Origin of the sequence: Microbacterium luteolum (genome assembly GCF_039533965.1) — a bacterium.
Lineage (GTDB): Bacteria > Actinomycetota > Actinomycetes > Actinomycetales > Microbacteriaceae > Microbacterium > Microbacterium luteolum.
The window spans coordinates 3,054,903-3,080,115 of record NZ_BAAAUN010000001.1; the positions used below are offsets into that span (position 1 = coordinate 3,054,903).

Annotated in this window: 27 protein-coding genes; 12 read left to right on the forward strand and 15 right to left on the reverse strand. The window is 69.6% G+C overall.

Annotated elements, in window-relative coordinates:
• Positions 1–3: 3 nt before the first annotated feature.
• From ABD648_RS14780 to ABD648_RS14795, 4 genes are read right to left on the reverse strand one after another with little or no spacing between them, the layout of a single operon-like run.
• Positions 4–171, reverse strand: coding sequence for a hypothetical protein (locus tag ABD648_RS14780; protein ID WP_282215714.1), 168 nt, complete (start codon positions 169–171; stop codon positions 4–6).
• A complete protein-coding gene (locus ABD648_RS14785; RefSeq protein WP_282215715.1) occupies positions 168–749 on the reverse strand; it encodes a YdeI/OmpD-associated family protein in 582 nt (193 codons plus the stop codon). Before ABD648_RS14785 ends, ABD648_RS14780 begins: the two co-directional genes overlap by 4 nt.
• 3 nt (positions 750–752) lie before the next feature.
• A complete protein-coding gene (locus ABD648_RS14790; protein ID WP_282215716.1) occupies positions 753–1,565 on the reverse strand; it encodes an HAD-IIA family hydrolase in 813 nt (270 codons plus the stop codon).
• A gap of 9 nt (positions 1,566–1,574) precedes the next feature.
• Positions 1,575–2,261 carry a TetR/AcrR family transcriptional regulator gene (locus ABD648_RS14795; RefSeq protein WP_282215717.1) on the reverse strand — a complete coding sequence of 229 codons (687 nt, stop codon included), beginning with the start codon at positions 2,259–2,261 and terminating at the stop codon, positions 1,575–1,577.
• Between the two features lie 64 nt (positions 2,262–2,325).
• On the opposite strand from ABD648_RS14795, the gene ABD648_RS14800 reads away from it, so the two are divergent.
• Positions 2,326–3,942, forward strand: coding sequence for an amidohydrolase (locus ABD648_RS14800; protein ID WP_282215718.1), 1,617 nt, complete (start codon positions 2,326–2,328; stop codon positions 3,940–3,942).
• A 16-nt stretch (positions 3,943–3,958) separates the two neighbouring features.
• A complete protein-coding gene (locus ABD648_RS14805; RefSeq protein ID WP_282215719.1) occupies positions 3,959–5,422 on the forward strand; it encodes a Na+/H+ antiporter NhaC family protein in 1,464 nt (487 codons plus the stop codon).
• A 37-nt stretch (positions 5,423–5,459) separates the two neighbouring features.
• On the opposite strand, the gene ABD648_RS14810 is transcribed toward ABD648_RS14805, so the two are convergent.
• Genes ABD648_RS14810 through ABD648_RS14820 form a run of 3 tightly spaced genes read right to left on the reverse strand, consistent with a single transcriptional unit; the run spans position 5,460 to position 7,760 of the window.
• Entirely contained in the window at positions 5,460–6,092 is a 633-nt protein-coding gene (locus tag ABD648_RS14810; protein ID WP_282215720.1) for a metal-dependent transcriptional regulator, read from the reverse strand.
• 33 nt (positions 6,093–6,125) lie between these two features.
• The gene (locus tag ABD648_RS14815) at positions 6,126–6,425 is read right to left on the reverse strand and encodes a hypothetical protein (protein ID WP_282215721.1); all 300 of its coding nucleotides are present in this window, start codon (positions 6,423–6,425) and stop codon (positions 6,126–6,128) included.
• Positions 6,426–6,461: 36 nt separating this feature from the next.
• Positions 6,462–7,760, reverse strand: a complete 1,299-nt coding sequence (locus ABD648_RS14820) for an Nramp family divalent metal transporter (protein WP_425561712.1) — start codon at positions 7,758–7,760, stop codon at positions 6,462–6,464.
• A 158-nt stretch (positions 7,761–7,918) separates the two neighbouring features.
• On the opposite strand from ABD648_RS14820, the gene ABD648_RS14825 reads away from it, so the two are divergent.
• Positions 7,919–8,587: a TrmH family RNA methyltransferase gene (locus ABD648_RS14825; protein ID WP_282215722.1), complete on the forward strand. Its 669-nt coding sequence runs from the start codon at positions 7,919–7,921 to the stop codon at positions 8,585–8,587.
• 70 nt (positions 8,588–8,657) lie between these two features.
• Positions 8,658–9,125 carry a VOC family protein gene (locus tag ABD648_RS14830; RefSeq protein ID WP_282215723.1) on the forward strand — a complete coding sequence of 156 codons (468 nt, stop codon included), beginning with the start codon at positions 8,658–8,660 and terminating at the stop codon, positions 9,123–9,125.
• Between the two features lie 18 nt (positions 9,126–9,143).
• On the opposite strand, the gene ABD648_RS14835 is transcribed toward ABD648_RS14830, so the two are convergent.
• The gene (locus ABD648_RS14835; RefSeq protein ID WP_282215724.1) at positions 9,144–9,443 is read right to left on the reverse strand and encodes a hypothetical protein; all 300 of its coding nucleotides are present in this window, start codon (positions 9,441–9,443) and stop codon (positions 9,144–9,146) included.
• Positions 9,444–9,559: 116 nt separating this feature from the next.
• A complete protein-coding gene (locus tag ABD648_RS14840; protein ID WP_282215725.1) occupies positions 9,560–10,882 on the reverse strand; it encodes an MATE family efflux transporter in 1,323 nt (440 codons plus the stop codon).
• Between the two features lie 49 nt (positions 10,883–10,931).
• Here ABD648_RS14840 and ABD648_RS14845 point away from each other — a divergent pair, with 49 nt between their 5' ends.
• The 3 genes from ABD648_RS14845 to ABD648_RS14855 all read left to right on the forward strand — a co-directional run bounded on the left by ABD648_RS14845 (position 10,932) and on the right by ABD648_RS14855 (position 14,543).
• The gene (locus ABD648_RS14845; protein WP_282215726.1) at positions 10,932–11,480 is read left to right on the forward strand and encodes a DnaJ family domain-containing protein; all 549 of its coding nucleotides are present in this window, start codon (positions 10,932–10,934) and stop codon (positions 11,478–11,480) included.
• 25 nt (positions 11,481–11,505) lie between these two features.
• Positions 11,506–13,488, forward strand: a complete 1,983-nt coding sequence (locus ABD648_RS14850; protein WP_282215727.1) for a M13 family metallopeptidase — start codon at positions 11,506–11,508, stop codon at positions 13,486–13,488.
• A gap of 113 nt (positions 13,489–13,601) precedes the next feature.
• The gene (locus tag ABD648_RS14855; protein WP_282215728.1) at positions 13,602–14,543 is read left to right on the forward strand and encodes a serine hydrolase; all 942 of its coding nucleotides are present in this window, start codon (positions 13,602–13,604) and stop codon (positions 14,541–14,543) included.
• Between the two features lie 24 nt (positions 14,544–14,567).
• Here ABD648_RS14855 and ABD648_RS14860 read toward each other — a convergent pair whose 3' ends face one another.
• Positions 14,568–16,007: an MFS transporter gene (locus ABD648_RS14860; protein ID WP_282215729.1), complete on the reverse strand. Its 1,440-nt coding sequence runs from the start codon at positions 16,005–16,007 to the stop codon at positions 14,568–14,570.
• 61 nt (positions 16,008–16,068) lie between these two features.
• Between ABD648_RS14860 and ABD648_RS14865 the strand changes: the two genes are divergently transcribed.
• The gene (locus ABD648_RS14865) at positions 16,069–17,394 is read left to right on the forward strand and encodes an alpha-hydroxy-acid oxidizing protein (RefSeq protein ID WP_282215730.1); all 1,326 of its coding nucleotides are present in this window, start codon (positions 16,069–16,071) and stop codon (positions 17,392–17,394) included.
• Positions 17,395–17,443: 49 nt separating this feature from the next.
• Positions 17,444–18,133 (forward strand): GNAT family N-acetyltransferase, encoded by a 690-nt coding sequence (locus tag ABD648_RS14870; RefSeq protein ID WP_282215731.1) that lies wholly within the window; start codon positions 17,444–17,446, stop codon positions 18,131–18,133.
• Positions 18,134–18,143: 10 nt separating this feature from the next.
• Here the strand turns inward: ABD648_RS14870 and ABD648_RS14875 are convergent, their stop codons facing one another.
• Together ABD648_RS14875 and ABD648_RS14880 are read right to left on the reverse strand one after the other, a co-directional pair.
• Positions 18,144–18,545, reverse strand: coding sequence for a VOC family protein (locus ABD648_RS14875; RefSeq protein ID WP_282215732.1), 402 nt, complete (start codon positions 18,543–18,545; stop codon positions 18,144–18,146).
• Positions 18,546–18,556: 11 nt separating this feature from the next.
• Positions 18,557–20,026: a peptide MFS transporter gene (locus tag ABD648_RS14880; RefSeq protein WP_282215733.1), complete on the reverse strand. Its 1,470-nt coding sequence runs from the start codon at positions 20,024–20,026 to the stop codon at positions 18,557–18,559.
• A 125-nt stretch (positions 20,027–20,151) separates the two neighbouring features.
• Here ABD648_RS14880 and ABD648_RS14885 point away from each other — a divergent pair, with 125 nt between their 5' ends.
• Complete coding sequence (locus tag ABD648_RS14885) at positions 20,152–21,537, forward strand: glycine--tRNA ligase (protein WP_282215734.1); 1,386 nt, start codon at positions 20,152–20,154, stop codon at positions 21,535–21,537.
• A 22-nt stretch (positions 21,538–21,559) separates the two neighbouring features.
• Complete coding sequence (locus ABD648_RS14890; RefSeq protein WP_282215735.1) at positions 21,560–22,042, forward strand: hypothetical protein; 483 nt, start codon at positions 21,560–21,562, stop codon at positions 22,040–22,042.
• Between the two features lie 12 nt (positions 22,043–22,054).
• On the opposite strand, the gene ABD648_RS14895 is transcribed toward ABD648_RS14890, so the two are convergent.
• Positions 22,055–23,020: a helix-turn-helix transcriptional regulator gene (locus ABD648_RS14895; protein ID WP_282215736.1), complete on the reverse strand. Its 966-nt coding sequence runs from the start codon at positions 23,018–23,020 to the stop codon at positions 22,055–22,057.
• A 69-nt stretch (positions 23,021–23,089) separates the two neighbouring features.
• Here ABD648_RS14895 and ABD648_RS14900 point away from each other — a divergent pair, with 69 nt between their 5' ends.
• Positions 23,090–24,241 (forward strand): epoxide hydrolase family protein, encoded by a 1,152-nt coding sequence (locus ABD648_RS14900; RefSeq protein WP_282215737.1) that lies wholly within the window; start codon positions 23,090–23,092, stop codon positions 24,239–24,241.
• A 33-nt stretch (positions 24,242–24,274) separates the two neighbouring features.
• Here the strand turns inward: ABD648_RS14900 and ABD648_RS14905 are convergent, their stop codons facing one another.
• Both ABD648_RS14905 and ABD648_RS14910 read right to left on the reverse strand, forming a co-directional pair.
• The gene (locus ABD648_RS14905) at positions 24,275–24,775 is read right to left on the reverse strand and encodes a GNAT family N-acetyltransferase (protein WP_344709403.1); all 501 of its coding nucleotides are present in this window, start codon (positions 24,773–24,775) and stop codon (positions 24,275–24,277) included.
• 11 nt (positions 24,776–24,786) lie between these two features.
• Positions 24,787–25,212, reverse strand: a complete 426-nt coding sequence (locus tag ABD648_RS14910; RefSeq protein WP_282215738.1) for a DUF1801 domain-containing protein — start codon at positions 25,210–25,212, stop codon at positions 24,787–24,789.
• Position 25,213 lies beyond the last annotated feature (1 nt).

Sequence of the window (25,213 nt, forward strand, 5' to 3'; positions counted from 1 at the left end):
CGGTCAGCGCTTCGGGTCGTCTTCGTCCCAGGGGCCTTCCCACCAGTTGCCGCCGCGGCCGTCGCCCTGGCCGCCGCGTCGGCGGGAGCGTACGAACTGCACGATGATCACCGTCAGCGAGCTGAGCAGGATCAGGAAGACGACGAGGAACAGCACGTCGCTCTGGTTCATGGGCGTTTCCCCTCCGCGGCATCCGCCACGATCTTCGCGATGCGCGCCGACCGCGTATCGGGTCGCTTCGCCATCGCGATGTGCGTGAGTCCGAACTTCTTGACCGACTTCGGGAACGCGTCCCAGTTCTCCCGCGCCGCGGGCACGGCGTCGAGCGCTGCGGCGAACTCGTCGGGCTCGATCCCGGCCTCCGGTCCGTCGAGCACCGTCCAGGACCCGTTGGCCTTCGCGACCTCCAGCACCCGGATGCCGGCCGGCGCGAGCAGCCCTTCCGCCTCGAGCAGGGCGATGCGCGCCTTGTTCGTCGCGGCCCATCCGCTGCCGGGGCGGCGCGGCGAGAACCATTGCCCGTTGGCGCGGTCGTCGCTTCCCTCGTCGAAGACGCGCACCGGGCCGTCGATCCATCCGAAGCAGAGCGCCTGCCGCACGGCGTCCTCGTAGCCGACGCCGCCGGCGTCCGTGCCGCGCACGCTCAGGAGCCAGACGCCGGCCGCGCGTTCGTGGTTCTCCTCGAGCCAGGCGCGCCATGCCGCGGCATCCGCCGCGCGGATCCGCTCGCCCTCGTCAAGCGCGCCCACGCGTCACTTCTTCGTCTTGACCGTCGTGATCGTGTCGGTGATCCGCGGCAGCAGGTCGGCGACCGACTGCACGATCTCGTCGGGCCGGAACGGGTACTTCTCGATCTCGGCCTGGTCGCTGATGCCGGTGAGCACGAGCACGGTGTGCAGGCCCGCCTCGATGCCGGCGACCACGTCGGTGTCCATGCGGTCGCCGATCATGCCGGTGCGCTTCGAGTGCGCGCCGATCTTGTTCAGCGCGGAGCGGAACATCATCGGGTTCGGCTTGCCGACGACGTACGGCTCCTTGCCCGTGGCCTTCGTGATGAGGGCGGCGATCGCCCCCGTCGCCGGCAGCGGGCCGTCGGCGCTCGGTCCGGTCGCGTCGGGGTTCGTGACGATGAAGCGCGCGCCGCCGATGATGAGGCGGATGGCCTTCGTGATGGCCTCGAACGAGTAGTTGCGCGTCTCGCCGACGACGACGAAGTCGGGGTTCGTCTCGGTCATGATGAAGCCGGCGTCGTGCAGGGCGGTGAGGATGCCGGCCTCGCCGATCACGAACGCCGAGCCGCCGGGGAGCTGCTGCTGCAGGAACGATGCGGTGGCGAGGGCCGAGGTCCAGATCCGCTCCTCCGGCACGTGCAGTCCGCTCGTGCGGAGGCGTGCCGACAGGTCGCGGGCGGTGAAGATCGAGTTGTTGGTGAGCACCAGGTACGGGATGCCGGCGGTCTCCCAGCCGGCGAGCAGCTCGGATGCTCCGGGGATGGCGTCGTTCTCATGGACGAGCACGCCGTCCATGTCGGTGAGCCAGCATTCGATGTCGTCTCGTTGGGCCATGTGCACAGCCTAGAGGGACGGGGTGACCGCCGGAGGTCTGATGTCCGCGGGCGGGACGGCCCAGGCGGCGAGGCCGGTGATGAGGGCACGCAAGCCGATGCGGAAGGTCGCCGCGGCGGGGTCGTCGCCGGCCGCCGCGCGGAGGCGCTCGGACTCGGCGTAGCGGGGGAACTCGTCGGCCAGTGCACCGGGAGACATGTTGTCCCCGGGGGCGAGCGCGTCGAGGGCGGAGCCGATGATGAAGGACTCGAGGGCGACGATCGTGTCGAGGGTCCGCGCCGAAGGCCAGCCGGCCGCGAGCAGTCGATCGGTGACCGCCTCGTACTGCACGAAGGACTCCCGATCCGCGTCGATGGGGAGGGTGGCCAGGAGCACGATCGCCCCCGGTGCGGTGAGCAGGGCCTTGCGATAGCTGACGCCCCATCCGAACAGCGCCTCCACGGCATCGGCATCCTGCAGCGGCGCGAGATCGGTGAGCCGGCCGATGCGCGCCCGCATCCCGCGGATCACCGCATCGCGGTTCGCGTAGTGGTGGTACAGAGCCGAGGTCCGCACGCCGAGCGCTGCGGCGAGCGCGGTCATGGTGAACTGCGCGGGTCCGCGCGATCCCGCCACGCGGAACGCCGCCTTGAGGATCTTCTCCTCGGTCAGGACGGTGGCGCTCGGGCGACCGGCGCTGCGCTGCTGCTTTGTCATGGACCCGTTCTCTGTTACTTTATTGAAACTCATTCAATTAAACCCTCTGCCGGGAGCCCCCGCCATGACCATTGTCGCCGCTGACGTGATCATCACAGGAGCGCGGATCGTCACCATGGATCCGCGTCGCCCGCTCGCCTCCGCGCTCGCGGTGCGGGACGGACGCATCCTCGCCGTGGGCGACGATGCGACAGTCGCCGAGTTCCGCGGTGCGGGCACCGAGGTGCGAGACCACCGTGGGAAGACGCTGACGCCCGGGCTCATCGACGCGCATCTGCATCCGATCCAGGGGCTCGAGCTCGCGGTCGGAGCCGATCTCGGCGGGATCACCGAGGCGCGCGCCCTCCTCGCCGCCCTCCGCGCCGAGGCGGACCGCGCGCTGGCCGAGGACGCGGACCCGTGGGTGCGCGGCTGGAATCTCGACTACGACGTGTTCCACGCGCTGCCCTGCACGGCGGCCGCGATCGACGACGCGGTGCGCGGCCTACCCGCGCTGCTGGTGATGTACGACGGACACACCGCCCTCGCGAGCTCCGCCGGTCTCATCCGCGGGGGGATCACCGGCGCGTGCGACTTCGCCGACACCTCGGTCATCGTCGTCGACGCCCACGGCGCGCCCACGGGCGAGCTCCGCGAGATGTCGGCCTACGAGCCCGTCCGCCTCGCCGCCCCCGCGCTCAGCCGCGAGCAGACCCTCGACGCGACGCATCAGCTGCTGCGCGGCCTCGGCTCGTCGGGCCTCACCGGCGGATGCATCATGGACGGATCCTTCGGCACCCTCGACCTGCTGCGCGAGCTCGACGAGAGCGGGCGCCTCCCCATCCGCATCGTGTCGGCCGTCGACCACGAGCCGTCGTTCGATGCCGAGCGGATGGCGGCGAACCTCGCCGTGCGCGACCTCGGCGGCGCGCACTGGCGCGGTGGACTCGTGAAGCTCTACGCCGACGGTGTCGTCGAGACCGGAACCGCCTGGCTCTACGAGCCGGACACCGCGGGAGCAGGCCTCGAGCCGTTCTGGAAGGACCACGCGGCCTACGCCCGCACCGTCGACGCGTACGCCAGGGCCGGATTCCAGGTGGCGACGCACGCGATCGGCGACCGCGCCATCGGCAGCGCCGTCGACGCGTATCTTCAGGCCGGGCCGAGAGCAGCGAACGGGGCGCCGCACCGCATCGAGCACCTCGAGACCACGGCCGATCGCGACTTGGCGCGCATCGCCGCCGCCGGTATCACCGCCTCGATGCAGCCCCTGCACCTGCAGTGGCGCAAGGCCGACGCGGGGGACGACTGGGCGCACCGCCTGGGCCCCGAGCGCACGGCACGCGCGTGGCGGGTGCGCGACTTCTGGGACGCCGGCGCCGCGGTCGCCCTCGGCTCGGACTGGCCGATCGCGCAGAACGACGCGAGGATCGGCCTCGCCTGGGCGATGCTGCGTCGACGGCCCGGCGCTCCCGACGCTCCGGTGTTCGAACCGGAGCAGCGCCTCACCGCCTACCAGGCGCTGCACGGCTACACCGTCGGTGCGGCGCGCGCACAGGGCGACGTCGATCTCGGTCGGCTCGCCCCCGGGTACCGCGCCGACTATGCGGTGTGGGATGCCGATCCGCTCCAGGTCTCCGCCGACGAATTCGTCGACGTTCCCGTATCCGAGACCGCCGTCGGCGGCCTCGTCGTCTCCTGATCACAACGAGGTGAACATGTTCGCTGAGGCGACAACACTCCCCGCCGTCGGCGGCTTCGTGCTCCTTCCCATCCTGGTCATCCTGCTCGTCGCCGTGCTGACACGCAGGACGCTCTTCGCGCTGTTCTGCGGCACCCTCGTCGGTGCGCTGCTGCTGACCGGCTGGGGCGCCTTCGACACCTGGGTCGAGTACTTCGGCAAGTCGCTCGCGAACGAGACGGCCCAGTGGCTCCTGCTGATCGTGGTGCTGTTCGGCATCCTGATCACACTGTTCGAGCGCTCCGGGATCGTCTCGGACTTCGCCCGCTGGACCGAGCGGTTCGTGAACTCGCGGCGCAAGTCGACCCTGCTGACGTTCTTCCTCTCCGTGGTCCTCTTCGTCGACGACTACCTGAACGTCCTCACTGTCGGCACATCGCTGAAGTCCCTCACCGACCGCTACGCCGTGCCCCGCACGCAGCTCGGCTCGATCATGAAGATGACGGCGGCGCCGATCGCCGTGATCGTGCCGTTCTCGACCTGGGCGCTCTTCTTCTCCGGCCTCTTCGAGGCGCAGGGCGTGACCGTCGGGGGATCCGGCTTCGGTGCGTATCTGCAGGCGATCCCGTACATCTTCTTCGGCTGGATCGCGATCGTGGTGGCTTTTCTGATGAGCGCGGGGTGGCTTCCGCGGATCGGCGCGACCAAGCGCGACGCCGTGCGCGCCGAGCGCGACGGCGACGTGTTCCCGCTCGGCACGACCGCGGAGGAGCGCGAGGCCGAGGGGGCGGTCCTCCTCCAGGAGATCCGAGCGACGGATGCCGACGGCTCGACCGCTCAGCGCGTCGCGGCGGCCCTCGAGACCGAGGTCGAGGTGAAGCGCCCGCAGGCCTGGCCGTTCCTCCTGGCGATGGTCACCCTCGTCGGGGTCACGATCCTGACCGAGGCGAACGTCGTGAAGGGCACGGCTGCCGCCCTCGTCGTCACGATCGTGATCACTCTCATCCAGCGACGCCTGCGCATCCGCGAGGTGCTCGAATCAGCGCTCGCCGGCATCGAGAGCATGCTGTTCGTCGCCGTGCTCACGGTGCTCGCCTTCATGGTGCAGGAGATGAACATGTCCCTCCACCTCGCCGACTGGGTCATCGCGGTCACGGAGCCCGTGCTCACACCGGCGCTGCTTCCCGCGATCGTGTTCGCCGTCTGCGGGATCTACGCGTACGCGACCGGCTCGTTCTGGGACCTCGCGGCCGTCATCACCCCGGTCGTGCTGCCACTGGCGATCGCGCTCGGCGCCGACCCGATCCTCGCCGGTGCGGCCGTGTTCTCCGGTGCCGCACTGGGCAGCACGACCTGCCTCTACGGGGACGGGATCATCCTCGCGTCGCGCTCGATCGGCATCAAGCCGCACAACCTCATGCTCGCGATCCTGCCGTACGCGGGCATCGCGGCGGGCCTGTCGTTCGTGATGTACCTCATCGTCGGCGTGATCGGAGCCTGAGCGCGGCCGACCCGGCGGCCGACCGCCGGACGTCGTTCTAGGCCGAGAGCCAGACCACGTCGTCGCTGCCGTCCGGAAGCACGGTGTCCGTTCCGCCCAGGCGCACGCCGTCGGCGGTCACGGCGAGGGTGGTCCCGATCTCCACTCCCGCGCCCTCCAGGGCGCGGAGGAGATCCGGATCCCGGTCGTCCACCCGGAGCACGTGGCCCACGTGGCCGGCCGGGGCATCCGCCAGCAGCACGAAGGGCTCGCGCTCGACCACTCCGGAGGCGTCGGGGATCGCGTCACCGTGCGGGTCGAACCGCGGGCGGCCCAGTCGCTCGTCGATGCCCTCCAGCAGCCGGTCGCTGATCGTGTGCTCGAGAACCTCGGCCTCGTCGTGCACTTCGTCCCAGCCGTAGTCGAACTCGCGCACGAGCCACGTCTCGATCAGGCGGTGGCGGCGCACCATCGCGAGGGCCCGCTGCGTCCCGGCATCCGTCAGCCGCACCGCGCCGTAGGGCACGTGCGAGACGAGGCCTGCGGCCGCGAGCTTCTTCACCATCTCGGTGACCGAGGACGGGGCGATGCCGAGCTTTCCGGCGAGGACCGACGGGGTGATCGGCGCGTCCTGCCATTCGGTGTGGGCGTAGACGGTCTTCAGGTAGTCGTCTGCTGCGGGGGAAGCCACGGGAGCCAGTCTAAATGAGGGTGGGGGCGGCGCTCAGTTCGCGACCGCGACCAGCACGCCCCAGGCGACCTGCCCCGCGAAGAAGATCACGAGGAATCCGAGGAGGGCCGCCGCCAAGGACAGGCGTCCGTCGTAGTCGGGGATCTCGGCGATGCCGACCCGACGGGCGCGGAACGACAGCACGAGCGTCGCGATGCCGAGCGCGAGCTGCACCCACGGGCCGCCGACCGGCAGCACCTGCGGGAACGCGATCAGCAGGCCGCCGATGACACCGGCGGCGAGTCCGCTCCAGCTGAGGAGGCGGACGTTGCGGCGGGCGGTGTCGGCAGACATGACATCGAGCCTATCCGCGCCGCGGACCGCGCTTTCTCAAGCGCCGGTGAGCACCAGCCAGAGCAGCGCGCCGTTCAGCGCGATCAGCAGGACGGATGCCACGATGCCGGCTGCCGTCGTCCACACCCTGTTGGCCCAGGCGCCGAGGGTGCGGCGCTGCGCCGTGAGCGCCACCAGGGGGATGAGCGCGAACGGGATGCCGAACGACAGCACCACCTGGCTGAGGACGAGGGCGAGGGTCGGATCCACGCCGATCCCGAGGATCACGAGCGCCGGGATCAGGGCCACCAGACGGCGGGCGAGCAGGGGGATGCGCACGTGGAGCAGGCCGTGCATGATCTCGGCGCCCGCGTACGCGCCGACCGAGGTCGATGCCAGGCCGGAGGCGAGCAGGCCCACGGCGAAGAAGGTGGCGACGACGGGACCGAGACCGGCGGCGAGGGCCGCGTGCGCGCCCTCCAGCGAATCGGTGCCCTCGACACCGGCGAGGTTCGCCGCGGCCAGCAGCAGGATGCCGAGGTTCACGGAGCCCGCGATGACCATGGCGATCGAGACGTCCCAGCGGGTCGCGGTGAGGAGGCGGCGGATGCGCGAGGTCTCGGTGCGCACCGCTTCGTCGCCCGCGTGCGCGGTCGTCGCGCCGAAGCGGTCGCGGGCGAGGGAGGAGTGCGCGTAGATCGCGTGCGGCATGATCGTCGCGCCCAGGATGGATGCCGCGAGCAGCACGGATCCCGTCCCCTCGAAGCGGGGCACGAGGCCGCCGACGACGCCCGCGGGGTCTGGCGGGGCCACGAAGACACCCGCCACGAAGCCCACGGTGATGATGACCATCAGTCCGATGATCACGAACTCGAAGGGGCGCGCGCCGCGGCGGCTCTGCACCGCCAGCAGGATCATCGACACGGCACCCGTGATGACGCCGCCCAGCAGCAGCGGGATGTCGAAGAGCAGGTACAGCGCGACCGCACCGCCGATGACCTCGGCGAGGTCTGTCGCCATTGCCACCAGCTCGGCCTGCAGCCAGTACGCGCGACGGGCCCACGGTCGCCGCAGCCGGGTGCCCAGCACCTCGGGCAGGCTCTGGCCCGTGACGACGCCGAGCTTCGCGGAGAGGTACTGGATCAGCCAGGCCATCACGTTGCCGGCGACCACGACCCACACCAGGAGGTAGCCGTACTGGGCGCCCGCCGTCATGTTGCTCGCGACGTTGCCGGGGTCGAGGTACGCGACGCCCGCGACGAGGGCGGGGCCGAGGAGCCACAGGCTGCGGGGCGCGGTGCTGCGGGGAGCGGTGCGGACGGACGGCGTCAGCACTGACGAGGAATTTTTAGGCACACCGAAACCATAGCGTGTTTTCGGTGTACCTAAAAGTGGGAACGGTGCCGGTTTGGGTTCACTTGTCGGGCGACACGCCAGATGTCGGACCGAATCGGCGATGGCGTCCGACATCTGGCGTGTCGGCCGACATCTGTGCCGGCGGATAGCCTGGCGTGATGGATGAGCAGACGGCCGCACCGGATGCCGAACCGACCTCGCACACCGGTTCGGTGCCGCAGCCCGGGTACGGCGTCGGGCCCTGGCCGGGTGGGTCGGATGCCTGGCCGCTCGACGACCACTACGACCCCGACCTGCTGGCGGCGGGGGACACCCGCAACGTCATCGACCGCTACCGCTACTGGCGCATGGAGGCGATCGTCGCGGATCTCGACACCCAGCGGCATCCGTTCCACGTCGCGATCGAGAACTGGCAGCACGACATGAACATCGGCTCGATCGTGCGCAGCGCCAATGCGTTCCTCGCCGACACCGTGCACATCATCGGTCGCCGCCGCTGGAACAAGCGCGGCGCCATGGTCACGGACCGCTACCAGCACGTCGTGCACCATGAGGACGTCGAGACGTTCGCGGCGTGGGCCGCCGAGCAGGGCCTCCCGATCATCGCGGTCGACAACGTCGAGGGGGCGGTGCCGGTGGATCGCGCCGACCTTCCGCAGACGTGCGTGCTGCTGTTCGGTCAGGAGGGACCCGGACTGTCGGCGGAGGCGCTCGCCGCGGCATCCGCCCATATCGAGATCACGCAGTACGGCTCGACGCGCTCGATCAACGCCAGTGCGGCGGCGGCCGTGATCATGTACGAGTGGTGCCGGAGATACGCCGACTGATCGCGTGGAGGAACCCCCTCGACACGCGGTGCCCGCGGGCGTAGCGTGAGTGCCGATCGAGGAGGCCGACATGGCAGGTCCTACACCCATCCGTCCGTATCTCTGGTTCCACGACTCCGCGCAGGAGGCGATGGAGTACTACGTTTCGGTGTTCCCGAACTCGTCGATCGACCAGGTGACGCTCTACCCCGACGAGAACCTCAGCGAGCACTTCGAGGGCATGGGCGGGAAGGTCATCAACGGCGAGTTCACCCTGAACGGCACGCGGTTCGGCTGCATCGACGGGGGACCCGTCTTCACGTTCAACGAGGCCGTCTCCTTCGTGATCGAGTGCGCCGACCAGGCCGAGATCGACCACTACTGGCAGGCGCTGTCCGCGGTGCCGGAGGCGGAGGCGTGCGGGTGGTGCAAGGACCGGTTCGGCGTGAGCTGGCAGGTCGTCCCGGCCGGCCTCGATCTGCTGCAGCAGCGTCCGGAGCAGATCCAGGCGCTCATGCACATGAAGAAGATCGTGATCTCGGAGCTCGAGATCGCCTGACTCGGTTCGGGTGGTCGCTCATCCGCGATCGACGCCGAAGAGGTGGCGATAGATCGCGTTGACGTCGCGGTCCAGGTGATCAATGCGTCCGTGCACGGCCTTGATCTCCGTCCGCACGGCGGCGAATTCGCTTCTGAACTCCGTTCGCACATTTGCGAACTCGGTCCGCACGCCCGCGAACTCGCTCTTGAACTCGTTCCTCACGCCGTCGAACCCGTTCTGCATCATGCGCACGAACATGGTCGACATCAGCGTGATCGTGCCGAACATCCCCGCGGCGAAGACGCCGATCAGCGTCCAGATCTGTGGTTCATTCATCCCCAGCATCCCCCCATTGTGACTCCCGTGATTCGAGGATGCCAGGGGCCGGAAGCGCTGTATATCGCGGAGCCGGAGGCTGTGAACAACCCGGTTTCAGCCGCTCCGGTGCAGTACTAGACGGTGGCGGCGAGCCAGCGTCCTGACCGCACGCGCCAACCCAGCGTCGCGAGCCGCGCCAGCAGATACACGCCGAAGAACGCGAGCGCAAGCCAGACGAGGCCGGCACGGCCATCGACGCCGACCGCGGCGATGATCCACAGCGCGGGCAGGAACGGCACGAGGTTCAGCGCGCCGGCGATCGCGAGGTACCGCGCGTCGTTCGCCCCCATCAGCACGCCGTCGAGCACGAACACGATTCCGGCGACGGGCTGTGCGGCGGCCAGCAGGATGAGCGCCGGCTGCACGAGCGCCGCGATCTCCGGGTCGCCGGTGAAGACGATGCCGAGCACGCCCGAGGTCGCGGCGATCAGCGCGCCGACGGCGAGGCCGAACCACGCACCCCAGGCCACGGTGCGGCCGAGCACGCGGTGCACCTGCTTCTCGTCGCCGGCGCCGAGCTCCTTGCCGATCAGCGCCTGCGCGGCGATCGCGAGCGCGTCGAGCGCGAAGGCCGCGGCCGAGAAGATCGTGAAGACGATCTGCCAGCCGGCGAGCTCCTCGGTCCCGATGCCCGTGGCGACGGCGACCGTCGCGAGGAGGGCGACGCGCAGGCTCACGGTGCGCAGGAACAGCCAGCCGCCCGAGGCGGCAGTGCTGCGCATGCCTGCCCGCTGCGCGCGGAGAGACGCGCTGTGCCGGGTGGCGAGCCGACGAACGACCAGCACGTACGCGGCGACCATGCCCCACTGCGCGGCCACGGTGCCCGCGGCGGATCCGGCGATGCCCCACCCGAGTCCGTAGATGAAGAGCCAGTTGAGGAGCGCGTTGGCACCGAAGCCGAGCCCGGCGATCCACAGCGGCGTCACGGTGTCCTGCATCCCGCGCAGCAGACCCGTCGCGGCGAACACGATCAGCATCGCCGGCAGCCCCCACATCGAGATGACGAGATAGGCGTTCGCCTGCTCGGCGACCGCTTCCCCCGCTCCGAACAGCGAGACGAGCCACGGCGACGCGACGGTGCCGACGACCGCGAGCGCCGCACCCAGCGCGAGAGCGAGCCACATCCCGTTCACGCCCACCGTCACGGCATCGCCCGGCCGTCCGGCACCGAAGCGACGAGCGACCGCCGGGGTGGTCGAGTAGGCGAGGAAGACCATCAGACCGACGATCGTCTGCAGCACGGCACCGGCGATGCCGAGTCCGGCGAGCGGCGTCGTGCCCAGGTGCCCGACCAGAGCCGCGTCGACGATGAGGAAGGCGGGCTCCGCGATCAGCGCGCCCAGCGCGGGAACGGCGAGCCGCAGGATCTCTCGGTTGAGGGAGCGGCGCGCGGTCATCCTCCGAGCTTAGGGTGGGGAGGGAACGCGGATGCTGCGGAGGTGCATCATGACGGATCCACGCGAGAGTGCGGCGCGATATCGGGCGCGGCAGCAGCAGGGCTCGACGGATGACGACGACGAGGGCGTCGCCCCGGGCGCCGCGGCCGCCGTCGATCGGGCGGCCTTCATCGAGACCGCGATCCAGGTGGCGATCCGCCGCGGCGAGTTCGACGACCTGCCGGGTGCCGGCAAGCCACTGGAGGGCCTCGGTACCCACCACGACCCGGACTGGTGGATCCGCCGCAAGATCGAGACCGAGAACCTCACCGGGCTCGGCCCACCGGCCATCCTGCTGCGCAATGAGGACCGCGAACTCGACGATCAGCTCGACCTGCTCGGTCGGGAGTCCGACGTGCGCGATGTGCTGGCCGACTTCAACCGGCGCGTGATCGAGGCGCGGCGCCAGCTCCAGGGCGGGCCGCCGGTCGTCACGCCGCCGCGCGACATCGACGCCGCGGTGGCGGCCTGGCGCGAGCGCCGCGCCGCCCGGCCCGCGGCATCCGCCCCCGAGCCGGAACGTCGCCGCCGTCGCTGGGGGATCCGCAAGGCCGAATGACGGAGGCTCGTCATAGGCTGTTCGCATGACTGACGTTCTTCCCGTGGGCCTCGCCCTTGACGAGTTCAGCTCCGACATCCGCCCGCAGGACGACCTGTACCGCCACGTGAACGGCGCCTGGCTCGCTCGCACCGAGATCCCGGGCGACAAGGCCCGTTGGGGTTCCTTCCACCTGCTCGCGGAGCAGGCCGAGAAAGACGTCAGGACGATCATCGAGGAGTCGCAGGATGCCGAGGACGGCACCCTCGCCCGCAAGATCGGCGACCTCTTCGCGAGCTTCATGGACACCGCGCGCATCGACGCGGCCGGTGTGACCCCGCTCGCCGACACCCTCGCCGAGATCGCCGCGATCGACAGCATCCCCTCGTTCCTGCGCACGGTCGGCACCTACGACCGCGACGGTCGCGCGCACCTGATCGGGTTCTACGTCGACGGCGACCCGGGCGACCCGGAGCGCTACGTACCGGTCATCGTGCAGTCGGGCCTGTCGCTGCCCGACGAGAGCTACTTCCGCCTCGACACGTTCGAGGAGACGAGGGCCAAGTACCGCACGCACCTCGAGCGTCTGCTCGCGCTCGCCGGAATCGCGGATGCCGCCGCCGAGGCCGACCGCGCGATCACGCTCGAGACCGAGCTGGCCGGCCACCACTGGGACAACGTGAAGAGCCGCGACGCGGTCGCGACCTACAACCTGAAGAACTGGACCGAGATCCAGGAGCTCGCCGGCGTCGACCTCGCCCCCTGGCGCGAGGCGGTCGCCCCGTCCAACCCGCGAGCCTTCGACGAGGCCGTCGTCTCCCAGCCGAGCTACCTCGAGGGCCTCGGCACGCTTCTCACCGCCGAGCGCCTCGACGACTGGAAGGCGTGGCTGCGCGCGCAGGTCGTGCATGCCGCGGCCCCGTACCTGACCGACGACTTCGTGCAGGAGAACTTCTCGTTCTACGGGACCGAGCTCACCGGCGTCCCGACGATCCGCGAGCGCTGGAAGCGCGGCGTCTCGGTGACCGAGGGCGCCCTGAGCGAGGCGATCGGCAAGGTCTACGTCGAGCGCCACTACCCGCCGACGGCGAAGGCCGCGATGGACGAGCTCGTCGCGAACCTCATCGAGGCGTACCGGCAGAGCATCACGGACCTCGAGTGGATGACCGCCGAGACGCGCGAGCGCGCGCTTGCCAAGCTCGACTCCTTCACCCCCAAGATCGGCCACCCGGCCGTGTGGCGCGACTACTCGAGCCTCACGATCGATCGGGACGACCTGTTCGGCAACATCCGCCGCGCGGCGATCTTCGAGCACGACCGCCACGTCGACAAGGTCGGGAAGCCGATCGACCGCGACGAGTGGCACATGCCGCCGCAGATGGTGAACGCGTACTACAACCCCTCGATGAACGAGATCGTGTTCCCCGCCGCGATCCTCCAGTACCCGTTCTTCGACGCAGGGCGCGACGCCGCCGCGAACTACGGTGGCATCGGTGCGGTCATCGGCCACGAGATCGGCCACGGCTTCGACGATCAGGGCAGCCGTTACGACGGTTCCGGGCGGCTCCATGACTGGTGGACGGATGCCGATCGCGCGGCGTTCGAGGAGCGCACCAAGGCGCTCATCGCGCAGTACGACGAGCTCGTGCCCGAGGGGCTGGACGCGGAGCATCACGTCAACGGCGCCCTGACGATCGGCGAGAACATCGGCGACCTCGGGGGCCTGGGCATCGCGCTGAAGGCCTATGAGCTGTCGCTCGACCCTTCGTCGGGCTCAGGGACCGTTGAAGGGCCCGTGATCGACGGGCTCACGGGCGTGCAGCGCCTGCTGCTCTCCTGGGCGCAGGTCTGGCAGCAGAAGAGTCGCGACGCCGAGACCCTGCGGCTCCTCACGATCGACCCGCACTCGCCGAACGAGTTCCGCTGCAACCAGATCGTGCGTAACATCGACGCCTTCTACGCCGCATTCGACGTGAGCGACGCCGATGCCCTCTGGCTGCCGCAGGAGTCCCGGGTGACCATCTGGTGACCGATCACCGCAGTCTGTGACGATCTTCCCGGCGGCGGGGTTACGATATCCCTGCCGCTGGGGAGCGCATCCTCTCGGTATCCCGCAATCCCCATCCCCCCTAAGGATCACGCGTGGGCGCTCCCGAGCCTTTCGAAGGGTTCCGCAACTCCTCGGCCCCGGCCTCAGCCGGCGGACGCCGCTCGCAGCGCGCCAGCAGGCGCCTCCCGCGCCGGGCCGCCGTCGGGCGCCGCTCGTTCACCTCGACCCTGCGGTCGCTCGAGGAGCTGGCGGATGCCGGGGCGCAGGTCTCGGTGCATGTCGTCGACCTCGACAACCATGTGCACGTGCTCGCCGGCGACGACCATGTCACCATGCCGGTCGCGGGACTCGGCGTGGTGCCGCTGCTGATCGAGGTCGCGGCAGGCTTCGAGAACGGCACGCTGGATCCGCTGGAGATCGTCGACCGCACGGTCGTGGAGGCTGTGGAGACGTCGGGGCTGTGGCGGAACCTGCATGCACCCGCGCTGCCCCTCGAAGATCTCGCCGTGCTGGCCGCGACCGCCGGCGACCCGATCGCGGTGAACGCGCTGCTGCAGCGGGTCGGCCACGACCGTGTGCGTCAGCGCATCGAGTCGCTCGGGCTGCGCCGCACCGCTCTTCTCGACCGCTTCCGCGACCAGCGCGGACCGGATGACGCTCCTCAGGTCGCCGTGGGGTCGGCCCGTGAATTCGCCGGTCTCTTCTCAGCGCTCGTGAACTCGCAGGTCGTCGACGCCGCCGTCAGCGCGCAGGTCTCGGAATGGCTCAGCCTCAACCAGGATCTGAGTCTCGTGGCGGCATCCACGGGTCTCGACCCGTTCGCGCACGACCACGACGCGCACGGTCTGCTCTTCATCAACAAGACGGGCCGCGACCGCGGCGTGCGCGCCGAGGCCGGCGTGCTCGCGGGGCCACGGGCCGGTATCGCTTACTCCCTCATCGTCTGCTTCGACGATCTCTCCATCACGCACCGTCTGCGCGCCCATGACGCGTTCCGGGTGCTCGGCGTCGAGCTCATGGAGTACACGCACTGAGAGCGGTCGCTCCCGGCCGAAGCGTCAGCCGGGCAGCGACGGATGCTGCTCGGCGCTGCGCTGGCGCGGGATGAACAGCGACAGCACCACGGCGACGAGGCCTGCGGCGATCGCGAGCCAGAAGCACACGTCGAAGGCGGCGCGCGTGGGCACGGCGACCCCGCCGGCATCCACGCTCATCGCCGCGAGGATCCCGCCCATCACGGCTGACGCGCTGGACGTGCCGATCGAGCGGAACAGGGCGTTCAGGCCGTTCGAGGCGCCGGTCTCGTTCGCGGGGACCGACCGCATGATGATCATCGGCATGGCCGCGAAGCTGAAGCCGATACCCACGCCGATGAGGATGTTGGCGACGAAGATGTGCCAGACCTCACTCGACCACAGCAGCACGAACAGGTAGGAGAGCACGATCGCGGTGGCACCGATCGTGAAGAGCGGGCGGGGACCGACCGTGCGCTCCAGCCGGCCGGAGAGCGGCGAGATGACCATCATCACCAGGCCGGCGGGCATCACGATGAGCGACGCCCCGACCATGTCGAGGCCGAACCCCGAGCTCGACGCGGGCATCTCGAGGAGCTGCGGGAACGTGATGTTCGATCCGAACAGCGCGAAGCCCATCCCGATCGCGGCGATGTTCGTGAAGAGCACGGCGGGCCGCGCCGCGACCCGCAGGTCGAGCAGCGGGTCCTTCGTGCGCAGCTGGTACCAGCCCCAGACCAGCAGGACGATGACGCCGCCGATGATGCACGCGAGCGTCACGGGTGACGTCCAGCCCCATTCCGCGCCGCGGGAGACGAAGAGGAGGATCCCGGTGAGGCCGATCGCGAGGCCGATGGCGCCGAGCACGTCGAGGCGGCCGGGAGAGCGCAGCACGTCCTCCGGGATGACGGCCAGCACGAGCGCGAGTCCCACCACGCCGAGCGCGGCGGCGAGCCAGAAGAGCATGTGCCAGTCGGCGTGCTCGGCGAGCAGCGCGGCGACCGGAAGCCCGATCGCGCCGCCGACCCCCATCGTGGCGCTCATCAGCGCGACGGCGGTGCCGAGGCGTGCGGGCGGGAGGACGTCGCGCATGATGGCGATGCCGAGCGGCACGACGCCCGTCACCGCGCCCTGCAGCGCTCGCCCGATGATGACGCCGACGATCGATCCCGAGAGCGCCGCGATGAGGGAGCCCGCGATGAGGAGGGCGAGCAGCACGATCACGACGCGGCGCTTGCCGTACATGTCGCCGAGGCGTCCGGAGATCGGAGTGGCCACGGCGGCGACCAGGAGCGTGATCGTGACGACCCAGGTGGTGTCCTCGCGCGAGGCGTTCAGCAGCTGCGGGAGCTCCGCCTGCAGCGGCACCACGAGCGTGAACATGAACGACGAGCAGAGTCCGGCGAACGCGAGGACCGCGACGATCGCCCACTTCGGCGGGGTTCTCGAGAGACGTCTTCTGGCCTTGTCCTCGTTCGCACCCACCGACCAAGGCTATCGGCGCTCCCGAGCGGCGGGGTCGAACGGCCGTGACTAACATGTGGTCATGGTCACGAGCAGCGTCGCTCCGGACGATCCCGCCGCCGGCCGCGGCATCTCCCGGCGTACCCAGTCCGACATCTACCGCGCCGGCATCAGCGGAACGAAGCCGGCGGTGCCCGTCGCTTCCGCGGCGCTGGAGTCCGAGGCCCGGAAGGAGCTGAGCGCCGAGGCCTTCGCGTACATCGCGGGCGGGGCGGGCGCCGAGCGCACCATGGCGGCGAACCGCGCGGCCTTCGGGCGGTGGCAGGTGTGGCCGCGACCGCTGCGCGACGTCTCCGAGCGCGATCTCGGCGTCGACTTCCTCGGCAGGAGGCGCCCGACGCCGCTCCTGCTCGCGCCCCTCGGGGTCATGGAGATGGCGCACGCCGACGCGGATCTCGCGGTGGCGAGGGCAGCGGCATCCGTTGGCATCCCGTACACGCTCTCGAACCAGGCGTCGTTCCCGATGGAGCAGGTGGCGGATGCCGCGCCACAGGGCTCCCGCCTGTTCCAGCTGTACTGGTCGGCGTCGGACGACCTGAACCGCTCGCTGCTCGCCCGGGCCGAGGCGTCCGGCTGCGAGGCGATCGTCGTCACTCTCGACACGCACCTGCTGGGCTGGCGCACGCGCGATCTCGATCTCGCGTATCTGCCGTTCACGCGGGGGATGGGGATCGCCCAGTACACGAGCGACCCGGTCTTCCAGCAGCTCGTCCGCGAACGCGCGTCGGTGCCGAAGGCGGATGCCGCAGCCGTGAAGGTCACGCCGAAAGCTGTCGCCGCTGCACTCACGATCGCGAGGAAGGGCGCGCCGCTCACCGGAGGCGGCTCGCTGCGCGACAATCTGCGGTCCCCGCTGCCGCGGGCCGCGGTCGAGACCTTCCTCGACGTGTTCTCGACCCCGGCGGTCACCTGGGACGATCTGGCGAAGGCGCGGGAATGGACGAGCCTGCCGATCATCCTCAAGGGCATCGTGCACCCCGACGACGCGCAGAGCGCTCTGGATGCCGGGATGGACGGCATCTGGATCTCCAACCACGGCGGCCGACAGATCGATCAGTCGGTGCCGACGCTCGCGGTGCTGCCCGAGATCGCCGAACGCGTGGCCGGGCGGGTGCCGATCGTCTTCGACTCCGGCGTGCGGGGAGGGGCGGATGCCGCCATCGCCCTCGCGCTGGGTGCCACGGTCGTCGCCCTCGGGCGCCCTTACGCCTACGGCCTCGGCATCGCGGGGGAGACGGGTGTGCGCGAGGTCGTGCGCAACGTGCTCGCCGAACTCGACATCACCCTGGGTCTCGCGGGCCTGACGTCGGTCTCGCAGCTCGATCGCGACGCACTGCGCGAGGTGTGATCGCGGGTTCCGATTCCTCGAACCGGCCGAGGAGGGGCAGACTGGGTTCGTGCGAACCATCCGCGATCTCGACACCGTTGAACTCATCCTCGACGCGCAGGGTCTGCTCGACTCCATCAGGGGGCCGCAGCGCGTCGTCGATGCCGGCACCCTGCGCGCCCTGCAGCAGTCCGGGAACTACGTCGTCGGCTTCTTCGACGGCGAGGGCGACGACGAGCGCATGGTCGGTGCATCCATCGCCTTCTTCGGAGAGCCGGCCCGGCGCGCGATGCACTCGCACATCACCGCGCTGCTGCCCGAGTACCGCGGCCGCGGCTGGGGCCGCGAGCTCAAGGAGCACCAGCGGCAGTGGGCGTTCTCGCGCGACGTCGGCCGCATCACGTGGACGTTCGATCCGCTCGTGGCGCGCAACGCGCATTTCTTCTTCTCGGTGCTGGGAGCCCGGGCCACCGGATACTCGGTCAACCATTACGGCATCTTCGGCGGCGGGGACGCGGGCGACGAGAGCGACCGCCTCGACGTCGAGTGGGCGCTCGCCGACATCGCGAAGCCCCCGGTATCCGACACGGTCGTCCAGACCCTCGAGATCCCCGCGGACATCGAGTCGCTGCGCGTCTCCGACCCCGACGCCGCCCACGAATGGCGCATGCGTCTGCGGGGCGAGATGGAAGGGCTGCTCGGTCGCGGCCTCCGCATCGCCGGGTTCGACGTCGAGCGGGGCTACCTCTTCACCGAGTGACGCAGGGCTCTCAGCGCGGAGGCAGCACGAAGTCTCCGGTTTCGCCCGGATTCACCGCGATCTCCCAACGGAATCCGTCGGGGTCGCTGAAATAGCCCGAGTATCCGCCCCACTCGCGGCGCTGCCCCGAGACGACCGGTGCGCCCAGCCGTGCGGCTTCGGACAGCACGGCATCGACCTCGGCGGGGGTCGCCAGGTTGTGCGCGAGGGTGACCGGCGCGACCCCGGATGCGGGAGCTTCACCGATCTCGGCCGTGAACCCCTCGATCGACCACAGGGACAGGATCATCCGGTCGGCGACCGGGAACATGATCACGTCGTCCCCGGAGAAGATCGGCTCCCAGCCGAGACCGTCGACGTAGAACTCGCGACTGCGCGCCAGATCCGAGACGGCGAGGGTGAGGAAGCTCATGCGCTGTTCCATCAGCGCACGCCCTTCATGAGCTTCAGGACCGGCTTCACGGCCAGCAGCAGGCCGACGCCGACGACGATGGCGATGACGCCGAGGATCGAGAAGTACGGCACCTCGTTCTCCGGGTCGTAGAAGGCCACGAGCTGCCCGGAGATCGCGGTGCCCAGCGCGACCGAGAGGAAGAACAGGGCCACCATCTGCGTCTGGAACACGGCCGGAGCGAGCTTCGTGCTCGCCGACAGCCCGACGGGCGAGAGCAGCAGCTCGGCGACGGTGAACACGAACAGGATGCCGACGATCGCCAGCACCGGTGTGGTGTTCTCTCCTCCGCCCGCGAACGGGAGGAACAGCAGGAATGCCGAGCCCATGATGATCGCGGCGAGGCCGAACTTCACCGGCGTCGAGGGCTGCCGCTTCCCCAGCCTGGTCCAGAGGGCGGCGAAGACGCCGGACAGGATGATGATGAAGACCGGGTTGATCGACTGCACCCACGAGACCGGCATCTCCCAGCCGAAGAGCGAGCGGTCCAGGCGCTTGTCGGAGTAGATCGTGAGCACCGTGAACTGCTGCTGGTACAGCGACCAGAACGCCACGCTGGTGATGAACAGCGGCAGGAAGCCCCATACGCGCGACCGCTCGGTCGCGTCGATGCGGGGACTGCGCAGGATCACCGTGAAATACGCGATCGCTGCGACGACCGTGACGCCGATGACGATGGGGGCGAGGTTGTCGGCGCGGATGACTCCGAGCAGCACGAGCACCGCGATGAGCACGACGGCGGTGACCGCGATCACGATGACGAGACGGTAGCGCGACGAGGGCAGCGGGTTCGGCACCACACGTGCGGCTGCCGGCAGGGACCGGCGGCCGAACGAGTACTGCACCAGGCCGAGGGTCATTCCGACAGCCGCCAGACCGAAGCCCCAGTGGAAGCCCAGGGTCGACTGCAGGATGCCGGTCAGGATGGGGCCGAGGAAGCCGCCGAGGTTGATCCCGAGGTAGAACAGCGAGAAGCCGGCGTCGCGCCGGGTGTCGTCCGGCGCGTAGAGCGTTCCGACGACCGAGGTGGCGTTCGCCTTGAGCCCACCGGAGCCGAGGGCGACGAGCACCAGGCCGACGCCGACGCCGAGGACGCCGGGGATCAACGCGAGTGCGATGTGACCGGCGACGATCACGATGGCGCTGACGAACAGCACGCGCTCGGAACCGAACAGTCGATCCGCGAGCCAGGCGCCGAGGATGGTGGCGAGGTAGACCGATCCGCCGTAGGCGCCGACGATGCCACCGGCCACGGCTTCGGGGATGCCGAGTCCACCCTGGGTGGCGGAGTAGTAGAGGTAGATGAGCAGGATGCCCTGCATGCCGTAGAAGCTGAACCGCTCCCACATCTCCACGCCGAAGATGTGGACCAGCGACCAGGGTTGTCCGAAGAATCGGGTGTCGTCGTCGCGGGTCCGACCGGTCGGCTGCGCAGTGCTCATCCCAAGACGGTACCCTTCGACGGGCTCAGGGACCCAGTTCTCGGCCGAGGGACCCCGCATCGTGGCGGATAGAATGGAGGTGCCCGTGCTCACGGGTTCTCCCGCTTCCGACCATTGGAGCCACCATGGCCGAACAGTCCCGCCTCGAAAAGGTCATCGCCCTCGCCCGCCACCGCGGGTTCGTGTTCCAGGCCGGTGAGATCTACGGCGGCTCCCGTTCTGCATGGGACTACGGCCCCCTCGGCACCGAGCTCAAGGAGAACATCCGTCGGCAGTGGTGGCAGACGTTCGTGCGCGGCCGCGGCGACATGGTCGGCCTCGACTCCTCGATCATCCTCCCCAAGCGCGTATGGGAGGCATCAGGTCACGTCGCGACCTTCACCGACCCGCTGGTCGAGTGCCTGCAGTGCCACAAGCGCTTCCGTGCCGACAACCTCATCGAGGACTTCGAGGCGCGCAAGGGCCGCAAGGCCGAGAACGGCCTCGCCGACATCCCGTGCCCCAACTGCGGCACGAAGGGCCAGTACACCGAGCCCAAGGCCTTCTCCGGTCTCGTGAAGACTTATCTCGGCGTGGTGGACGACGAGTCCGGGATGTACTTCCTGCGCCCCGAGACCGCGCAGGGCATCTTCGTGAACTTCTCGAACGTGCTCACCGCGAGCCGCAAGAAGCCGCCGTTCGGCATCGGCCAGGTCGGCAAGGCGTTCCGCAACGAGATCACTCCCGGTAACTTCATCTTCCGCACCCGCGAGTTCGAGCAGATGGAGATCGAGTTCTTCACGCCGCCCGCCGATGCGCAGCAGTGGTTCGAGCACTGGGTCGAGGCGTGCTGGAACTGGTTCATCGATCTGGGCATCGACCCCGAGAACATGCGTCAGTTCGATGTGCCGGAGGACGACCGCGCACACTACTCCGCCGGCACCATCGACGTCGAGTACAAGTTCGGCTTCACCGGCAAGGAGTGGGGCGAGCTCATGGGCGTCGCCAACCGCACCGACTACGACCTGTCGAGCCACAGCGAGGCATCCGGCACGAGCCTGACGTACTTCGACCAGGCCACGGGCGAGCGCTACACCCCGTACGTGATCGAGCCGTCGTTCGGCCTCACGCGCGCCATGATGGCGTTCCTCGTCGACGCGTACCGCGAGGAGGAGGTGCCGAACGCGAAGGGCGGCTCCGACGTGCGCACCGTGCTGAAGCTCGACCCGCGTCTCGCCCCCGTCAAGGCCGCGGTGCTGCCGCTCTCGCGCAACGAGCGGCTCTCGCCGCTCGCGCGTGAGGTCGCGGACACCCTCCGCAGCTCGTGGGCGGTCGACTTCGACGACGCCGGCGCCATCGGTCGCCGCTACCGCCGCCAGGACGAGATCGGCACGCCGTTCTGTGTCACGGTCGACTTCGACTCGCTCGACGACCACGCCGTCACCGTGCGCGACCGCGACACGATGGCGCAGGAGCGCGTCTCGATCGACGGCCTGCACGCCTACCTCGCGGAGCGTCTGAAGGGCGCCTGATCGCCGCCGCTATGCTGGCGGCATGATCGAGGAGTGGAGCGAGTTCAACGTCGCGATGGCGGGTGCGACGGCCGCACTGGTGGGTCTCGTGATCGTCGCCTCGAGCGTGAACATCGGCGAGATCATCAAGTCGCGCACGCTCACCGCACGACTGCTGGCAGGTATCGCCGCGCTCGTGCTCGCCCTGGCGGTCTCGGCCATCAGCCTCGTGCCCGGGATCGACCGGTTCTGGTTCGGGGTGGTGACCATCTTCGTGACGGTCCTGGCGGCGATCTTCCAGGTGCACGCGACACGGCTCATCGCGACCGACCCCGACCCCGCCGATCAGGCCCGCCCGCTCAAGTACCTGGTGGGCTTCCTGCCGCTGTTCGCCTACCTCGCCGCCGGCGCGCTGGTCTGGGCCGGACACCCCGCGGGGCTGTACCTCGCCGCGGCCGGCTGCCTGTTGGCGATCGTCTCCGCGATCGTGGTGTCATGGGTCGCGCTGGTCGAAGTGCTGCGCTGAACCGGAGCCGGCTCAGGGAACCGCGGATCCCGCGACCGCTCGGGCGTAGCGCTCCGAGAGCACCTGCAGGCGGGGGATGAGCTCCGGCGGCGATTCCACCGTGAAGTCCATCATCAGCATCCCGATGTAGGCCGCGACCGTGTCGAGGCTGTCGGCGCCGGTCACCAGCACGCAGTGGTCCTCGTCGATCGGCTCCACGACGCCGACCGCGGGATGGATGCGGTCGAGCACGGACTCCGCGGATGCGTCGATGCGCAGCCGCGCATGGACCTTCCAGCCGCTCTCGGCGATCGTGCGCATCATGAACGCGGTGTAGTCCCCGCCGGGCAGCGGCTGCGGATCGAAGCGCCGTCGGGTCGGCATCCGCAGTTCCATCCAATCGACCCGGTACGTGTGCCATTCGCCGGTCTGCGGGTCGCGCCCGACCAGGTACCACCGGCGATGCCAGGTGAGCAGTCGATAGGGCTCTACCAGTACCGGCGCGTCCTGGTAGTCGAAGCGCAGCCATTCCTCGTTGCGGATGGCGCCGGCGATCTCGCGCAGGACGGTCGCATCGACCACGGGGTCTGGGGCGTCGGTGTCGTTGTTCTCGGGGGCGCGATCGATGGTCGTCTTCAGCGCGTCGACCACGGGGCGCAGGTGCGACGGCAGCACCTGCTCGAGCTTCGCGAGCGCGCGTGCACCGGACTCCTCGACGCCGGCGATGCCCGCCGCGGCGCGCAGACCCACGGTGACGGCCACGGCCTCCTCATCGTCGAGGAGCAGCGGGGGCAGCTTCCCTCCGGCGCCGAGCCGGTAGCCGCCGACGGCTCCCCGCGTCGCGTCGACCGGATAGCCGAGCTCGCGCAGGCGATCGACGTCGTGCCGGATCGTGCGAGAGGAGACACACAGCCGCTCCGCCAGGTCGCGCCCGGAGCGCTCAGGGCCCGTCTGCAGCAGCGAGAGGAGGGCGAGAAGCCGGGCGGTGGGATCGGCCATGAGAATCCCTTCGAGAAAGTTCTTTTATTAGGAACATATCCTACCTAATGCGCGAATATCGTCGGAGACATGAACAACACAACCGCTCCCCTCAGCATCCGCCCCTTCACCGTCTCGGTCTCCGACGCCGAGATCGCCGATCTGCAGGATCGTCTCGCCCGCACTCGGCTTCCCCAGCCCTCTCCCACCGACGACTGGGATGCCGGCACCCCCAACTCCTACCTCCGCGAGGCCATCGAGGCGTGGCGCTCCTTCGACTGGGCAGCCGCCCAGGAGCGGATCAACGCCGTCCCGAACTTCACGACCGAGATCGACGGACAGACGATCCACTTCCTCCACGTCCGCTCCGCCGAGGGGGGCGCGACGCCGCTGCTGCTCGCGCACACCTACCCGGGATCGGCGGTCGACTACCTCGACGTGATCGACCGGCTCGTCGATCCGGTGGCGCACGGCGGCCGCGCCGAGGACGCCTTCGACGTCGTGATCCCGGACGCACCCGGCTACGGCTTCTCGCAGCCGCTGGCCTCCGCCGGCTGGACCACCGCGAAGGTCGCGGAGGCGTACGACCAGCTGATGCGCGGCCTGGGCTACGACAGCTACGGCATCCACGGCTCCGACAACGGTGCGATGGTCGCGCGTGAGCTCGGCCTGCTCAACCCGGAGGGGTTCCTCGGGCTGCACGTGCTGCAGCTGTTCTCGTTCCCCTCGGGCGACCCGTCCGAGTTCGAGCGGCTCGAGCCGCAGGACTACGCCGGGCTCGAGCACATGCAGTGGTTCCAGTCGGTTGGCGGCTACAACACGATGAACTCCTCGCGTCCGCAGACCGTCTCGGTCGGCATCAGCGACTCCCCGATCGGGCTGCTCGCCTACAGCGAGCTGTTCAACTCGTTCGGCAACGGCACCTCGCTCGTGTCGCTCGAGCAGATCCTGCTCGAGGTCAGCGTCAACTGGTTCGCCAACGCGGCATCCGGCATGAGCCGCAGCTACCTGGAGAACGCCCGCGCCGACGGTGGCGAGGACGCGGCGCCGCAGATCAACGCCGCTCCGACCGGGGTCGCCGTGTTCAAGGACGACTTCCAGACGATCCGGGTCTTCGCCGAGCGCGACAACTCGAACATCGTGCACTGGAGCCGCTTCGACGAGGGCGGGCACTTCGCGGCCCTCGAGCGTCCGGATCTCGTCGCCGGCGACATCCGCGCGTTCTTCGCCGGGTTGCGCTGAGCGTGACCGCCCCGAGGCCCCGCCCCGCTGATCTCAGCGGAGCGGGGCCTCGTCGTGCAGGTCGAGCCACATGATTCGCAGGCCCACATCGCCTTCGATCGGATGCCGGAAGGCGCCGGGTGCGATGCCGATCGTGCGGAAGCCGAGAACCTCGTACAGGTGGACGGCGGATACGTTCGTCTCGACCACCGCGTTGAACTGCACTGCCGCGAAGCCTCCGCGCCGCGCCCAGTCGATCATGTCCTCCACGAGGGTGCGTCCCACGCGACGCCCTCTCGCGGCGGCGTCCACCATGAAGCTCGCGGATGCCACATGGGACCCCGGGCCCGGACGATTGGGGTACATGTTCGCGGTGCCGAGCACCTGATCGTCGGACACCGCGACGACGGTTCGCGCCGGAGCGCCCAGCATCCACATCCGGCGTGCGTCGGCCTCACCCATGCCGGGGTCGTAGGCGAAGGTCGTCTGCTCGCGGATGACCTCGCGGATGATCGGCCAGATCTGCGGCCAGTCGTCACCGGTGGCTTCGCGCACCGTGACGGCGCTCAGCTCGTGACCTCGATCTGCACCTCGTCCGTGCCGCCGGACTCCGCCCAGGCGAGCGAACGCTGCAGGATGCCGCGGAGCACGTCGAGGTCGATCTGCTCGAGGTCCTTGATGTAGACGCAGCTGACACCGGTCGTGTGCGGGCCGAGCTGCGCGAGAGCCTCAGCGTGGGCATCGGTGCCGTCGAGCAGATAGATCGTCGTCGACGCCTTGCGCGGGGCGAAGGCGAGGAGCCCGGTGTCGCCCTCCGTGCCGGTCGGGTAGCGGTAATGACAGGAGCCGAAGCCGATGATCGTGCCCCAGGTCGCGGGTTCGCGGCCCGAGATCTCCTGCATCAGGGCGGTCAGCGTCTCGGCATCGCGCCGACGGACCGCGGGGGAGGAGCGGGCGATCAGGCCCGTGACGTCGGTACCGGTCGGCTCCATG

Coding starts and splice junctions, on each gene's coding strand:
- ABD648_RS14780 (WP_282215714.1), bottom strand. CDS start 171: ATGAACCAGAGCGACGTGCTGTTCCTCGTCGTCTTCCTGATCCTGCTC.
- ABD648_RS14790 (WP_282215716.1), bottom strand. CDS start 1,565: ATGGCCCAACGAGACGACATCGAATGCTGGCTCACCGACATGGACGGC.
- ABD648_RS14795 (WP_282215717.1), bottom strand. CDS start 2,261: ATGACAAAGCAGCAGCGCAGCGCCGGTCGCCCGAGCGCCACCGTCCTG.
- ABD648_RS14800 (WP_282215718.1), top strand. CDS start 2,326: ATGACCATTGTCGCCGCTGACGTGATCATCACAGGAGCGCGGATCGTC.
- ABD648_RS14805 (WP_282215719.1), top strand. CDS start 3,959: ATGTTCGCTGAGGCGACAACACTCCCCGCCGTCGGCGGCTTCGTGCTC.
- ABD648_RS14815 (WP_282215721.1), bottom strand. CDS start 6,425: ATGTCTGCCGACACCGCCCGCCGCAACGTCCGCCTCCTCAGCTGGAGC.
- ABD648_RS14825 (WP_282215722.1), top strand. CDS start 7,919: ATGGATGAGCAGACGGCCGCACCGGATGCCGAACCGACCTCGCACACC.
- ABD648_RS14830 (WP_282215723.1), top strand. CDS start 8,658: ATGGCAGGTCCTACACCCATCCGTCCGTATCTCTGGTTCCACGACTCC.
- ABD648_RS14835 (WP_282215724.1), bottom strand. CDS start 9,443: ATGAATGAACCACAGATCTGGACGCTGATCGGCGTCTTCGCCGCGGGG.
- ABD648_RS14840 (WP_282215725.1), bottom strand. CDS start 10,882: ATGACCGCGCGCCGCTCCCTCAACCGAGAGATCCTGCGGCTCGCCGTT.
- ABD648_RS14845 (WP_282215726.1), top strand. CDS start 10,932: ATGACGGATCCACGCGAGAGTGCGGCGCGATATCGGGCGCGGCAGCAG.
- ABD648_RS14850 (WP_282215727.1), top strand. CDS start 11,506: ATGACTGACGTTCTTCCCGTGGGCCTCGCCCTTGACGAGTTCAGCTCC.
- ABD648_RS14865 (WP_282215730.1), top strand. CDS start 16,069: ATGGTCACGAGCAGCGTCGCTCCGGACGATCCCGCCGCCGGCCGCGGC.
- ABD648_RS14875 (WP_282215732.1), bottom strand. CDS start 18,545: ATGAGCTTCCTCACCCTCGCCGTCTCGGATCTGGCGCGCAGTCGCGAG.
- ABD648_RS14880 (WP_282215733.1), bottom strand. CDS start 20,026: ATGAGCACTGCGCAGCCGACCGGTCGGACCCGCGACGACGACACCCGA.
- ABD648_RS14885 (WP_282215734.1), top strand. CDS start 20,152: ATGGCCGAACAGTCCCGCCTCGAAAAGGTCATCGCCCTCGCCCGCCAC.
- ABD648_RS14890 (WP_282215735.1), top strand. CDS start 21,560: ATGATCGAGGAGTGGAGCGAGTTCAACGTCGCGATGGCGGGTGCGACG.
- ABD648_RS14895 (WP_282215736.1), bottom strand. CDS start 23,020: ATGGCCGATCCCACCGCCCGGCTTCTCGCCCTCCTCTCGCTGCTGCAG.
- ABD648_RS14900 (WP_282215737.1), top strand. CDS start 23,090: ATGAACAACACAACCGCTCCCCTCAGCATCCGCCCCTTCACCGTCTCG.
- ABD648_RS14910 (WP_282215738.1), bottom strand. CDS start 25,212: ATGGAGCCGACCGGTACCGACGTCACGGGCCTGATCGCCCGCTCCTCC.